The sequence below is a fragment of the Streptomyces sp. NPDC090077 genome, assembly GCF_044747545.1.
Taxonomy (GTDB): Bacteria; Actinomycetota; Actinomycetes; order Streptomycetales; family Streptomycetaceae; genus Streptomyces.
The window spans coordinates 23,936-36,015 of sequence record NZ_JBIVEG010000037.1 but is presented as its reverse complement, the minus strand read 5'-3'; the positions used below and the strand labels follow the sequence as shown (position 1 = coordinate 36,015).

Below are 12,080 nucleotides of genomic sequence, written 5' to 3'. Positions count from 1 at the left end.
GGTCAGCGCACGGTCGGGCCAGGAGAGGACCGGGGCGCTGACGGGGCATAGCATCTGCCTCATGAGCGACGACAGCCACGAGCACCAGAGCTTCGAGACCCGCGCGATCCACGCGGGCAACACGGCGGACCCGCAGACCGGCGCGGTCGTACCGCCCATCTACCAGGTGTCCACCTACAAGCAGGACGGCGTGGGCGGCCTGCGCGGCGGATACGAGTACAGCCGCAGCGCCAATCCGACCCGTACCGCGCTGGAGGAGAACCTCGCGGCGCTGGAGGGCGGCCGCCGCGGCCTCGCCTTCGCGTCCGGGCTCGCCGCCGAGGACTGCCTGCTGCGCACGCTGCTCTCCCCGGGCGACCACGTGGTCATCCCCAACGACGCGTACGGCGGCACGTTCCGCCTCTTCGCGAAGGTCGTCTCCCGCTGGGGCGTGGAGTGGTCGGTGGCCGACACCTCCGACGCGGACTCGGTGCGCGCCGCCCTCACCCCGAAGACCAAGGTCATCTGGGTCGAGACCCCCTCGAACCCGCTGCTGGGCATCACCGACATCGCGATGATCTCCCAGATCGCCCGCGAGGCCGGCGCGAAGCTCGTCGTCGACAACACCTTCGCCTCCCCCTACCTCCAGCAGCCGCTGGCGCTCGGCGCCGACGTGGTCGTGCACTCCCTGACCAAGTACATGGGCGGCCACTCCGACGTCGTCGGCGGCGCCCTGGTCACGGCCGACGAGGCCCTCGGCGAGGAGCTGGCCTACCACCAGAACGCGATGGGCGCGGTCGCCGGGCCCTTCGACTCCTGGATCGTGCTGCGCGGCATCAAGACGCTGGCCGTGCGCATGGACCGGCACGCCGAGAACGCGGCGAAGGTCGTGGAGGCGCTCCAGCGCCACCCGAAGGTCACCAAGGTCCTCTACCCGGGCCTGCCCGAGCACCCGGGCCACGAGATCGCCGCCAAGCAGATGCGCAACTTCGGCGGCATGGTCTCCTTCCAGGTCGCCGGCGGCGAGGAGGAGGCCGTCGCGGTCTGCGCCCGCACCAAGATCTTCACCCTGGCCGAGTCCCTCGGCGGCGTCGAGTCCCTCATCGAGCACCCGGGCCGGATGACCCACGCCTCGGTGGCCGGCTCGGCCCTGGAGGTCCCCGCGGACCTGATCCGCGTCTCCGTCGGCATCGAGAACGCCGACGACCTCGTCGCGGACCTGGTCCAGGCCCTGGGCTAGGACGTACGCACCCCCCTGGAGGGCTACCAGCCCTCCAGGGGCGGCGACACCCCGCTCGGCGGCACCACCCACGGGCGGGTCAGCGCCGCCCACACCGTGAACGCCACCGCCGCCGCCCACAGCAGCGCCCAGCCGAACCGGCGCAGGGCCCGCCGACGGCGCAGCAGCCGCCTGCCGTGCGCCCGCGCCGCCGCCGCGAGGCCGGCCGGGACCGCCGGGTGCGGGCCGTCGAGCAGCTGCCTGACCTGCGTCTCCTTGCGGTCCAGGGGGCTCATGCCGCCTCCGTCGCAGCGTGCGAGCGCAGGATCGCCACCGCCCGGTTGCAGACCGCCTCGACCCGTTCCGGCGGCAGCCCCAGCTGCGCGGCCGTGACCTCCTCGGCGACGCCCTCGTAGATCCGCATCACCAGCACCAGCCGCTCCAGCGGGCCCAGCGGGGCGAGGACCCCGCCGCCCGCCGGCAGCCGGCGGGCGGCGCGGGCGTACGCGGAGCACAGTTCGGCGCGGGTGTGGTCGTACGGGTCGTCGTCGCGCAGCCGCGCCCAGTGCGCGTACGTACGGGCCAGCGCGCCCGCGAGGATCCGCCGGGCGGCTGGGGCCGCGTCCGGGGGCTCGGCCGTCAGCAGCGCGGCGACGTGCAGCAGCCGCCCCGCCGCGCCCGCGACGAAGGCCTCGAACTCCGCATCACGCCCCGAACGCCGGTCCACAGCACACATGGTGGGGCCGGTGCCACCACCCCGGTCAAGGGGTCGGACACGGCCGGATCCGGCGCGTCGGCGTCCGCCGGGTCAGGAGGCCGGGCCGCCCTCGGACACAGCGGCCATCAGCTCCGACAGCGAGCCGTTGAAACGGGTCAGCAGCGTGGTGAACACCTCGCGCTCCTCCTCCGCCCAGCCCTCCGTCACCCGGGCCATCAGCTCGCGCCGCGAGGAGCGGACCTCCTCCAGGCGGGCCAGCCCGCGCGGGGACAGCGCGAGCACCACCGCCCGCCCGTCCTCGGGGTGCGAGGTCCGCTTGACCAGGCCGCTGTCGACGAGCGGGGCGACCTGGCGGGTCACGGTGGAGGAGTCGATGCCCATCCCGCCCGCGAGCGCCTTCACCCCCATCGGGCCCTCCAGGTCGAGCCGGTTGAGCAGCAGGTACGCGGCCCGGTCCATCGAGTTGCGGGCCTGGCCGACACCGCCCAGGCGGGTCTGCTCGGCACGGCGGGCGAAGACGGCCACCTGGTGCTGGAGCGCGTCGAGGAGTCCGGCTCCGGCGGGCGCTTCGGCCGCCGTGGGCAGGTCGGAACTGGCCGGGATCGAGGGCATGGCCGTGGGCTCTCTTCGCATGGGGCCGACAGGGATGGGGGACAGAGTACGCGGCCGTGCGGCGCCTCGTACGCCGCGTTTGACAACTGATACGCCCCGTCGCGGAGACCGCCGCAGGAGTGTCCCGCATGGCGAGATTTCGCCGGTTGTGTGCCCCTTGTGCGCCCCTTGCCAGGGCCCCGCACGGCCCCGGCGCCCCGGCCGACCCGCCCCGGCGCACCCCGCCCGGCCCCCTGACCGGCGCCGTCCGTCCCTGAGCCGGGGCCCCCGAGGGCTGCGAGACTGGCCGCATGAACTACCGCGTGCCCGTGCCCGTTCCGCAGGTCATCCTCGACGACGTCCGGGGAGCCCAGAAGATGCTGTCGGGCGTGTCCCGGGTGACGCCGATGGAGGGCAGCCGCCACCTGTCGGCCCTCACGGGCGCCCCCGTCCACTTCAAGTGCGAGAACCTCCAGCGCACGGGCTCCTTCAAGCTCCGCGGGGCGTACGTGCGCATCGCCGGCCTGCGCCCCGAACAGCGCGCCGCCGGGGTCGTCGCCGCCAGCGCCGGCAACCACGCCCAGGGCGTGGCCCTGGCCTCCTCCCTGCTCGGCGTCCGCTCCACCGTGTTCATGCCGGTCGGGGCCCCGCTGCCGAAGGTGGCCGCCACCCGGGAGTACGGCGCCGAGGTGCGCCTGCACGGCCAGGTCGTCGACGAGACCCTCGCCGCCGCCCAGGAGTACGCCGACCGCACCGGGGCGGTGTTCATCCACCCCTTCGACCACCGCGACATCATCGCCGGCCAGGGCACGGTGGGCCTGGAGATCCTGGAGCAGTGCCCCGAGGTGCGCACCATCCTCGTCGGCATCGGCGGCGGCGGGCTCGCCGCCGGCGTCGCGGTCGCGGTCAAGGCGCTGCGCCCCGACGTCAAGGTGATCGGGGTGCAGGCGGCGGGCGCCGCCGCGTACCCGCCCTCGCTGCGGGTCGGGCACCCCGTGTCGATCGAGAACCCGAACACGATGGCGGACGGCATCAAGGTCGGCCGCCCCGGGGACGTCCCCTTCGCGATCATCGGGGAGCTGCTGGACGACGTGCGGACCGTGTCCGAGGACGCCCTGTCCAGCGCCCTGCTGCTCTGCCTGGAGCGGGCCAAGCTGGTCGTGGAGCCGGCCGGGTGCAGCACGGTGGCGGCCCTGCTGAGCGAGCCGGAGCTGTACGGGAACGGCCCGGTGGTCGCCGTGCTGTCGGGCGGCAACGTCGACCCGCTGCTGCTCCAGCGGATCCTGCGGCACGGCATGGCGGCGGCGGGCCGCTACCTGTCGCTGCGGCTGCGGGTCGCGGACCGGCCGGGCGCCCTGGCGGGGCTGCTGGCGGTGCTGTCGACGGTGGACGCCAACGTGCTGGACGTCAGCCACCTGCGCACCGATCCGCGGCTCGGGCTGACCGAGGTGGAGGTGGAGCTGCAGCTGGAGACGAAGGGGCCCGAGCACTGCGCGGAGGTCGCCCGCTCCCTGCACGCGGCGGGCTATCAGGTCATGGACTGACGCGGGGCCCGCGTGCCGCGCGTGACCGGTGGGGCTCGCCCTGCGCGAAAGCCGTGGCGGAACGCGATATGACGCGATACGGTGCCCGTGCACCGGGCGACGGCTGCCCGGCCCCCCTAGGCTTTGCCTAGGAATGTCCAGAATCTGCCGGCCCCATCGCTCAGGGAGTACCCCTATGCCAGGCGCCATATACGCCGAAGGACTCGTCAAGACCTTCGGCGACGTACGGGCACTGGACGGCGTGGACCTCGACGTCCCCGAAGGAACCGTCCTGGGCCTGCTCGGCCCGAACGGCGCGGGCAAGACCACGACCGTACGCGTCCTGACCACCCTCCTCCAGCCCGACAGCGGCCGCGCCGTCGTCGCCGGGATCGACGTGCTCAAGCACCCCAACGAGGTCCGCCGCTCCATCGGCCTCTCCGGCCAGTTCGCCGCCGTCGACGAATACCTCACCGGCCGCGAGAACCTCCAGATGGTCGGCCAGCTCTACCAGATGAACGCCAGGGCGGCGAAGACCCGGGCCGCCGAGCTCCTGGAACGCTTCAACCTCGCCGACGCCGCCGACCGCACCGCGAAGACCTACTCCGGCGGCATGCGCAGGCGCCTCGACCTCGCGGCCGCCCTCGTCGTCCGCCCGCCCGTGATGTTCATGGACGAACCCACCACCGGCCTCGACCCGCGCAACCGCCAGGCCCTGTGGGACGTCATCGAGGAACTCGTCGCCGGCGGCACCACCCTGCTGCTGACCACCCAGTACCTGGAGGAGGCCGACCGCCTCGCCCACGACATCTGCGTGGTCGACCACGGCAAGGTCATCGCCCGCGGCACCTCCGACGAGCTCAAGGCGCAGACCGGCGGCGAACGCGTCGAGGTCGTCGTCCACGACCGCGGCCACATGGCCACCGCCCGGGAGGTCCTCTCCGGCTTCGGCAAGGGCGAGACCACCGTCGAGGACCACACCCGCAAGCTCACCGTCCCGGTCGCGGGCGGCGCCCGCCTGCTCGCCGAGGTCATCCGCGAGCTGGACGCCCGGGGCATCGAGATCGACGACATCGGCCTGCGCCGTCCCACCCTCGACGACGTCTTCATCTCCCTCACCGGCCACGCGACCCAGCTGACCACCGAGGAGAACGGCACCCCCGGGCCCGCCCGCAGCCCCGAGGAGGCGGCAAAGTGACCATCACCTCCCCGAACCCCGACTCCGGCCTCGCAGCCCCCCGCCCCAGCGGCGGCATCACCCAGGGCGCCAGGGACTCCCTGGTCATCGCCCGCAGGAACCTGATCCGCCTGACCAGGATTCCGGAGATGGTCGTCTTCGGGCTGGTGCAGCCAATCATGTTCGTCGTGCTGTTCAGCTACGTCTTCGGCGGCTCGATGATGATTGGCGGCTCGACCAGTGCCGCCGCCTACCGCGAGTTCCTGATGGCTGGCATCTTCGCCCAGACCGTCACCTTCGCCACCGCCGGCGCCGGCGCCGGCATCGCCGACGACATGCACAAGGGCTTGATCGACCGGTTCCGCTCCCTGCCCATGGCCCGCGGAGCGGTCCTCACCGGCCGTACCCTCGCCGACCTCGTGCAGACCGCGCTGACCATGGTGGTGCTCGCCGTCGTCGCCCTGCTCGTCGGCTGGCGCACCCACACCAGCCCCGGGGAGGTCCTCGCCGGCTTCGCCCTGCTGCTCCTGCTCGGCTACGCCTTCTCCTGGATCGGCGCCCTGATCGGCCTGTCGGTGCGCACCCCGGAGGCGGCCACCTCGGGCGGGCTGATCTGGCTCTTCCCCGTCACGTTCATCTCGAACGCCTTCGTCCCGACCGAGAACATGGCGAGCTGGCTTCAGCCGATCGCCGAATGGAACCCCTTCAGCGCGACCGTTCAAGCGGCCCGCGAGCTCTTCGGCAACCCCGGAGTGTCTCCGTCCGACGCCTGGCCGATGGCCCACCCGGTCTGGGCCTCGCTCCTCTGGTCAGCCCTGATCATCGTGGTCTTCCGGACCCTCGCCGTCCGCAAGTACCGCCGCGCGGCCAGCTGACCCGTCAGGGTTACAGCGGTCGGAATCGACAGTGCGCTCGATGGGCCGGGCGTAGCCTCCGCAACAGCAGTGAACCCCCGCGGCGTTGGGTCGTCGTGGGGGTTCAGGCCGTTGGTAGCGGCCTTCAGCGCCGTTGGTAGCGGCGTTCGCCAGTCGTGGAGGGACTGACATGGGTGAGGGTACAACTGCGCGCGCTCGTCGGCATGTGGCTGACGGGGTGGTTCGGATCGCGATCTATCTGCGCGTTTCCACGGCGCAGCAACTCGACGGGTACGGCCTGCACGCACAGGAGGCGCAGTGCCGAGCCTGGATCGGGCATGCGATGCGCGGTGTGGAGCACCGGATCGTCGATGTCCACGTAGACGGTGGCGTCTCGGGCAAGTCGCCCAAGCGTGACGGTCTGGACCGTCTCACCCGCGATGTGGTGGCCGACAGGATCGACCTCGTCGTACTCGCCTGTCTCGACCGCATCGGCCGCACGGTGAAGGACATCCACCGCTGGGTCTACGACATCACCGCCAAGGGCGTCCGTCTGGCCACCGGAGACGGCCGGATCGACAGTGAGGACGACAAGTTCGGCAGCCAGCTGTCCCTCCTCGCCCACCTGGCCGAGACGGAGCACGCCCTCATCATGGAGCGGACGAGGGGCGGCCGCATGCAGAAGGTCGCGGCGGGTGGCTGGCCCCTGGGCGAGCCGCCTTTCGGGGTCATGCTCGACCCGGACGGCAGCCCGGTGCTCAATCCGGCCGAGATCGAGCAGATCGAAGAGTTCGCAAGGTTCATGATCGACGCACCCGCGCCCGTGTCCCGGGAGGAGGCGGCTCGCCATCTCAACGCCCTCGGCTACCGCACGCGCCGGGGCAGGGAGTGGGAGGGAGGCAATCTCGTCGCCCGCGTCCTCAACGGTCTGAAGGGGTACGTCGAGTTCGTCTTCGCCGGCGAGAACGAGGACGGCGAGCAGATCAGCACCTCCTTCCGCATCGACGTTCCGAGGACTCTGCCCCGCGAGCGAGCCGAGGCCCTCCAGGCCGTCCTCGCCCGGAGTTCCCGTACCAAGGCCGAGCACGGCAAATACCTGCTGTCGAACCGCCTGATCAGTGTGTGCGGAGTGCATCGGACCGGAGCGGCCACTCCGGATCACGGTCGCTACTACCGGTGCATGGCGGGGAAGCAGGGCAACGCGGTCGGCGAGCGGCACGAGGACTGCTGGGAGATCCCGGTCGACGCGGTCGAAGCCGCGGTCCGCACCGAGGTCGAGGGCTTCCTGTCGGACAAGGAGGGGGTGCACGCGCTGATCGAGGAGAGTCTGGGATCCGGCCCGTACCGCGCGGAGACCTACCGCCACCGCCTGATCGAACTGGACGAGCTGATCGAGAAGGAGCGGGTCGGCGGCAAGCGCAAGGCGGCCCTCCTCCTGGCTTGCGTCGAGAACGGAGACAAGAGCGACGCCCAGCTCGTTGCGGAGGTGGAATCCGGGCTGAAGCAGCACGAGACCCGTCTCGTCACGGAACGCAAGAGGGTCGCCGAATGGCTGTGCGAGGTCGAGAGGGAGCAGGGGCGGGCGAAGGAGATCCTGACCGTCCTCGAAACCACCCCGGGCGCCCGTCTGGGCGATCTCACGTTCGAACAGCAGGTCGCCCTTCTCGATCTGCTCGACGTCCGGGTCCAGATCACCGGCAAAGGGGAGCCGCGGCACAAAGGGCTGACCGACCCGATCGCCGAGTGGCACCGTGAGACCGGTGTGCCCATCCCGAACGCGATCACCGACGAACAGTGGGCAGCGGTCGAGCCGATCCTCTCGGGCAACCGCCAGTGGAAGAACGTGCGCGGCGGGTTCGAGGTGATGCTCGACAAGCTGCGCACCGGGCGGGCCTGGAACGACTACAGCGGGTGCGAGGCCATCGAGGGCCGGAGTTACGGCGCTCTCTACCGACGCGTGACGCATTGGTTCGAGTCCGGGGAGTACCAGCGGGCCCTGGATGCCCTGGCGCCCTATGCGGGAGTTTCCGCGCCCCCCGCATACGTCCTGCCGCCGATGGAGGTCACCCGGGCGGACGTACGCGCGAGCCCCCGCCGGACCCGGTCCGGCGGGGGCTCGCGCACGGGTGTGCGTAGCGGGGTGATCAGCCGTTGAAGGGCTTGACGGCCAGGATCCTGACCGTGGCCTTCTTGCCGTTCGGCAGCTCGTACTGGGCGTCGTCGCCGACCTTCTTGCCGTTCACGCCGGCGCCCAGCGGGGACTGCGGCGAGTAGGTCTCGAAGTCGCTGGACGCGTACTCGCGGGAGGCCAGCAGGAACTCCAGGGTGTCGTCCTCGTCGCCGTCGAAGGCGATGGTGACGAGCGTGCCCGGCGCGACCACGCCCTCGGAGGCGGGGGCCGTGCCGACCTTGGCGTTCTCCAGGAGCTGCGTGAGCTGGCGCACGCGCAGCTCCTGCTTGCCCTGCTCCTCCTTGGCCGCGTGGTAGCCGCCGTTCTCGCGCAGGTCGCCCTCCTCGCGGGCAGCCGCGATCTTCATGGCGATCTCCGTGCGGGCGGGACCAGAGAGGTAGTCCAGCTCGGCCTTCAGCTGGTCGTACGCCGCCTGGGTCAGCCAGGTGACGCTCTCGCTCGTCTGGGTCACGGGTGCTCCTCGTCGGTACAGGGGACTACAAAGCCGCCAGCGGCGGGCGAAACCACGAGCCTAACAATTCGGGAAGAAAAGGGGGAGGACACCATGTGTATGAAGTGTGTCATTGGGTCCGGGGCGGACGCGCTTCCTCCCAGACGGTGCTGGTCCCGAAGTACGTGTCGTACAGCTCCTGCACCGCCAGCAGGCTCTCCGGGGGCAGCTCGCCGAGCCGGATCCGCTCCAGATGGCGGAAGTACTCGAACCGCTCCACGCCCGGGGTGATGACCACCAGCATCTCGGCGCTCTCCCCGGGCGCGGCGGCGAAGGCGTGCTGCTGGCCCGGCGGCACGACGACCAGGTCACCGGCCTCGGCGGTGACCACCTTGTCGCCGGCCAGCAGCTGGGCCGTTCCGTCGATCACGTAGAACATCTCGGCGGAGTCGCCGTGGTGGTGCGGCCGGGCGCCGTCGGCACCCTCGCCCAGGCTCACGCGCATGGTGGACAGGAAGCGGCCCGTGGTTGAGCTGTCGGCCAGCAGCCGCAGGGAGGAGTCCGTTCCGTAGTGGATCTCCTCCGCTCCGGCGGCGCGGACGACCACGGAGTCGTCGAAATCCGGGATGAACAGTGACATGGCGACTCCTGGGGCTGCTGGTGCACGGTGGGCGTGACATCCCAGTCGATACCCCGTCCGGGGCGGGCCGTGCACGCCCCGGACGGCCGTCTGTCAGCTGTCACATCGTCGGGCGCTCGAAGTCGGTCAGGACGCAGCCGTCGACCTGGGCCTTCCGGACCTGGGACCGCGCGGGCGCGCTGAAGGCGGGTTCGCAGTCCAGGCGCAGGAAGCCCAGCTTGTAGAGCTCCTTGCGGACGGCCGGGTTGTTGCTCTCCACGGCGACGTTCGTGCCGACCATCAGCTTGCTCTGGGTGAGGTTCCGCTGCTGCCCCACCTCGGCGAGCTGCGCCGCCTTCGACCTGGTCTGGAGGGTCTTCATGTCGGAGACGAGGTCCAGCCAGTTCAGGTTGTGCGCGCGCGTCGCACCGCCGAGCTTCCCGCAGACCGCCCGCTGCCTGACGCCCCAGGCGCTGCTGCCGTCGCGGCCGACGACCGGCAGGTAGTCGATCGACTGGATGTGTTCGTCGGTGACCGCCATCTCCGTGCAGTCGACCGCCTTCGGGCTGACGAGCTTGCGGAGCTCCTCGATGCTGCCCGCGCTCGCGAGGGCCGGGCCCTGCACGGGGCTGCCCTTGCCGTCCCGGGCGTTGACGAAGTCGGTCAGCACGCAGCCGTCGACCAGGGCCTTCTCCTTCTTGTAGCCCTCCGGCACGGTGAAGTCCGGGTTGCAGACCAGCACGCGCAGGTCGGACTTGGCGAGGGCCAGGGCGGTCGCGGTCTTCCGTGCGGAGACCGTGAAGGTCTTGGTGGAGAAGACCGGCTCGTAGAGGCCGGCGTCCCAGTAGCCCTCGTCCAGCCGCTTCGTGATGTGGTCCTTGTAGGCCTGCTGGTGGACCTTCATGTCCGAGACCATGGAAATGACGATCTCGTCCTGTTCCTTGGTGTCCGAGCAGATGCCGCGCTCGGTGACGGACCAGGCGCCGACGGGCGCGTACCCGGCGAGATCCACGCGGTCGGCCGGGCCGGTGCTCAGGTTCTCGCAGGAGGTGTACTTCTGTACGTACGCCTGCGCCTCGGCGAGCGTGGCCGGTGCGGCGGCGGTGGGGGAGGCGGAGGCCTGGGCGGAGGCTCCGGCGGTCGCGGTCGGGCTCGCGGAGGGGCTCGCTGCGGGCGGGCCCGCCTTGGCGGGGTCCTCGCAGGCGGTGGCGAGGGTGGTGAGCGCCGCGAGGGTGGCGGTCGCGGCGAATATCCGCTGGAGGCGCATGGAAGTCTTCCGTCGGGCTGGACAGGGCGCGGGGGTGGCATGTCCATGCTAGGCGGGGGTGATCGCCCTGATCAGACGGCGCGCCGGGCGCCCCGGGCTCCGGGGTGTCAGCCCTTGCCGCCCGCCGGCTGGCAGCCGACCAGCTCCACCATCGTGGCGCGGCCCGTGGTCTTCAGGGTGACCATCTCGTCCACCCGCTTCGCGTTCTGCGCGAACGTGAAGTCCGCGCGGCCCACCTCGCCGTGCTGCTCGTCCTGCGAGCTCAGGGTGCACACGCCGGTGACCGAGGCCTCCTTGCGGACCTCCAGGTGCACCTTGATCTCGCTGTCGGAGACGATCTGGAACTTGATCACCTCGGCGCTGACGCTCTGCCCGCCGACGTAGTCCCAGCCGATCCAGCCGACCACGGCCAGCAGTCCGACGCCGAGGACCGAACCGACGATCTTCAGCTTCCGGTCCGCGCGCTCGTCCGCCGACCGGCCGTAGCGGCCCTCGGGGAGGCCTTCGCGCACCGCGCTCATGATCGATTCCTCTCGTCGGGGAGGGGTGGGGCACCCAGGAATTTTCCAACCCCCGATTCGGTCAATATAGAGGCTGACCGTCGCGCCGAATCACAGAGGATCCTGTCTTGACCGAGCAGCTTCGACTGATGGCCGTCCACGCCCACCCCGACGACGAGTCGAGCAAGGGCGCGGCCACCATGGCCAAGTACGTGTCCGAGGGAGTGCCGGTGCTCGTGGTCACCTGCACCGGCGGCGAGCGCGGCTCCGTGCTGAACCCCAAGCTCCAGGGCGACAAGTACATCGAGGAGAACATCCACGAGGTGCGCGCCAAGGAGATGGACGAGGCGCGCGAGATCCTCGGCGTCGGCCAGGAATGGCTCGGCTACGTCGACTCCGGCCTCCCCGAGGGCGACCCGCTGCCCCCGCTCCCCGAGGGCTGCTTCGCCCTCGCGGACGTGGAGGAGGCCGCCGGCGAGCTGGTGAAGAAGATCCGCGCCTTCAAGCCGCAGGTCATCACCACCTACGACGAGAACGGCGGCTACCCGCACCCCGACCACATCATGACCCACAAGATCACGATGGTGGCCTTCGACGGCGCGGCCGACACCGACAAGTTCCCCGAGGCCGAGTACGGGGCCGCGTACCAGCCGCAGAAGCTCTACTACAACCAGGGCTTCAACAAGCCGCGCACCGTCGCCCTCCACGAGGCCCTCCTCGCCCGCGGCCTGGAGTCCCCCTACGGCGAGTGGCTGGAGCGGTGGAAGGAGTTCGAGCGCAAGGAGCGGACCCTGACCACCCACGTCCCCTGCTCGGACTTCTTCGAGATCCGTGACAAGGCCCTCATCGCCCACGCCACGCAGATCGACCCGGACGGCGGCTGGTTCCGCGTTCCCATGGAGGTCCAGAAGGAGGTCTGGCCCACCGAGGAGTACGAGCTCGCCAAGTCCCTCGTCGACACCTCCCTCCCCGAGTCCGACCTCTTCGCGGGCATCCGGGAGAATGCGTAGTT

13 protein-coding genes are annotated in these 12,080 nt (G+C 71.1%); 6 read left to right on the top strand and 7 right to left on the bottom strand.

Features of this window, described 5'->3' with window-relative positions:
- Positions 1 to 61: 61 nt before the first annotated feature.
- Positions 62 to 1,219, top strand: a complete 1,158-nt coding sequence (locus tag ACIPW5_RS35385; protein WP_401254155.1) for a cystathionine gamma-synthase — start codon at positions 62 to 64, stop codon at positions 1,217 to 1,219.
- A 23-nt stretch (positions 1,220 to 1,242) separates the two neighbouring features.
- On the opposite strand, the gene ACIPW5_RS35380 is transcribed toward ACIPW5_RS35385, so the two are convergent.
- The 3 genes from ACIPW5_RS35380 to ACIPW5_RS35370 form a co-directional block, all read right to left on the bottom strand.
- Complete coding sequence (locus tag ACIPW5_RS35380; RefSeq protein WP_401254152.1) at positions 1,243 to 1,494, bottom strand: hypothetical protein; 252 nt, start codon at positions 1,492 to 1,494, stop codon at positions 1,243 to 1,245.
- Positions 1,491 to 1,934 carry an RNA polymerase gene (locus tag ACIPW5_RS35375; RefSeq protein ID WP_401254149.1) on the bottom strand — a complete coding sequence of 148 codons (444 nt, stop codon included), beginning with the start codon at positions 1,932 to 1,934 and terminating at the stop codon, positions 1,491 to 1,493. The genes ACIPW5_RS35380 and ACIPW5_RS35375 overlap by 4 nt, the downstream gene beginning before the upstream one ends.
- 72 nt (positions 1,935 to 2,006) lie before the next feature.
- Positions 2,007 to 2,528 carry a MarR family winged helix-turn-helix transcriptional regulator gene (locus ACIPW5_RS35370; RefSeq protein WP_401254146.1) on the bottom strand — a complete coding sequence of 174 codons (522 nt, stop codon included), beginning with the start codon at positions 2,526 to 2,528 and terminating at the stop codon, positions 2,007 to 2,009.
- A gap of 290 nt (positions 2,529 to 2,818) precedes the next feature.
- Between ACIPW5_RS35370 and ilvA the strand changes: the two genes are divergently transcribed.
- From ilvA to ACIPW5_RS35350, 4 genes are all read left to right on the top strand, one after another.
- Positions 2,819 to 4,051, top strand: a complete 1,233-nt coding sequence (gene ilvA / locus ACIPW5_RS35365; RefSeq protein WP_401254143.1) for a threonine ammonia-lyase — start codon at positions 2,819 to 2,821, stop codon at positions 4,049 to 4,051.
- 175 nt (positions 4,052 to 4,226) lie between these two features.
- Positions 4,227 to 5,228 carry an ATP-binding cassette domain-containing protein gene (locus ACIPW5_RS35360; protein WP_401254140.1) on the top strand — a complete coding sequence of 334 codons (1,002 nt, stop codon included), beginning with the start codon at positions 4,227 to 4,229 and terminating at the stop codon, positions 5,226 to 5,228.
- Positions 5,225 to 6,082 (top strand): ABC transporter permease, encoded by an 858-nt coding sequence (locus tag ACIPW5_RS35355; RefSeq protein ID WP_401254137.1) that lies wholly within the window; start codon positions 5,225 to 5,227, stop codon positions 6,080 to 6,082. Before ACIPW5_RS35360 ends, ACIPW5_RS35355 begins: the two co-directional genes overlap by 4 nt.
- Before the next feature lie 205 nt (positions 6,083 to 6,287).
- Positions 6,288 to 8,216 (top strand): recombinase family protein, encoded by a 1,929-nt coding sequence (locus ACIPW5_RS35350; RefSeq protein ID WP_401254134.1) that lies wholly within the window; start codon positions 6,288 to 6,290, stop codon positions 8,214 to 8,216.
- Here ACIPW5_RS35350 and greA read toward each other — a convergent pair.
- The 4 genes from greA to ACIPW5_RS35330 all read right to left on the bottom strand — a co-directional run bounded on the left by greA (position 8,206) and on the right by ACIPW5_RS35330 (position 11,089).
- Entirely contained in the window at positions 8,206 to 8,703 is a 498-nt protein-coding gene (gene greA / locus ACIPW5_RS35345; protein WP_401254131.1) for a transcription elongation factor GreA, read from the bottom strand. The genes ACIPW5_RS35350 and greA overlap by 11 nt on opposite strands.
- Positions 8,704 to 8,812: 109 nt before the next feature.
- Positions 8,813 to 9,322, bottom strand: a complete 510-nt coding sequence (locus ACIPW5_RS35340) for a cupin domain-containing protein (RefSeq protein ID WP_401254128.1) — start codon at positions 9,320 to 9,322, stop codon at positions 8,813 to 8,815.
- Positions 9,323 to 9,422: 100 nt separating this feature from the next.
- On the bottom strand, positions 9,423 to 10,568 hold the full coding sequence (locus ACIPW5_RS35335; protein ID WP_401254125.1) for a hypothetical protein: 1,146 nt from the start codon (positions 10,566 to 10,568) through the stop codon (positions 9,423 to 9,425).
- 107 nt (positions 10,569 to 10,675) lie between these two features.
- Positions 10,676 to 11,089, bottom strand: coding sequence for a DUF4307 domain-containing protein (locus ACIPW5_RS35330; RefSeq protein WP_401254122.1), 414 nt, complete (start codon positions 11,087 to 11,089; stop codon positions 10,676 to 10,678).
- Positions 11,090 to 11,196: 107 nt separating this feature from the next.
- Here ACIPW5_RS35330 and mca point away from each other — a divergent pair, with 107 nt between their 5' ends.
- Positions 11,197 to 12,078: a mycothiol conjugate amidase Mca gene (mca, locus tag ACIPW5_RS35325; protein WP_401254119.1), complete on the top strand. Its 882-nt coding sequence runs from the start codon at positions 11,197 to 11,199 to the stop codon at positions 12,076 to 12,078.
- Positions 12,079 to 12,080 lie beyond the last annotated feature (2 nt).

Coding starts and splice junctions, on each gene's coding strand:
- ACIPW5_RS35385 (WP_401254155.1), top strand. CDS start 62: ATGAGCGACGACAGCCACGAGCACCAGAGCTTCGAGACCCGCGCGATC.
- ACIPW5_RS35380 (WP_401254152.1), bottom strand. CDS start 1,494: ATGAGCCCCCTGGACCGCAAGGAGACGCAGGTCAGGCAGCTGCTCGAC.
- ACIPW5_RS35375 (WP_401254149.1), bottom strand. CDS start 1,934: ATGTGTGCTGTGGACCGGCGTTCGGGGCGTGATGCGGAGTTCGAGGCC.
- ACIPW5_RS35370 (WP_401254146.1), bottom strand. CDS start 2,528: ATGCCCTCGATCCCGGCCAGTTCCGACCTGCCCACGGCGGCCGAAGCG.
- ilvA (WP_401254143.1), top strand. CDS start 2,819: ATGAACTACCGCGTGCCCGTGCCCGTTCCGCAGGTCATCCTCGACGAC.
- ACIPW5_RS35360 (WP_401254140.1), top strand. CDS start 4,227: ATGCCAGGCGCCATATACGCCGAAGGACTCGTCAAGACCTTCGGCGAC.
- ACIPW5_RS35340 (WP_401254128.1), bottom strand. CDS start 9,322: ATGTCACTGTTCATCCCGGATTTCGACGACTCCGTGGTCGTCCGCGCC.
- ACIPW5_RS35335 (WP_401254125.1), bottom strand. CDS start 10,568: ATGCGCCTCCAGCGGATATTCGCCGCGACCGCCACCCTCGCGGCGCTC.
- ACIPW5_RS35330 (WP_401254122.1), bottom strand. CDS start 11,089: ATGAGCGCGGTGCGCGAAGGCCTCCCCGAGGGCCGCTACGGCCGGTCG.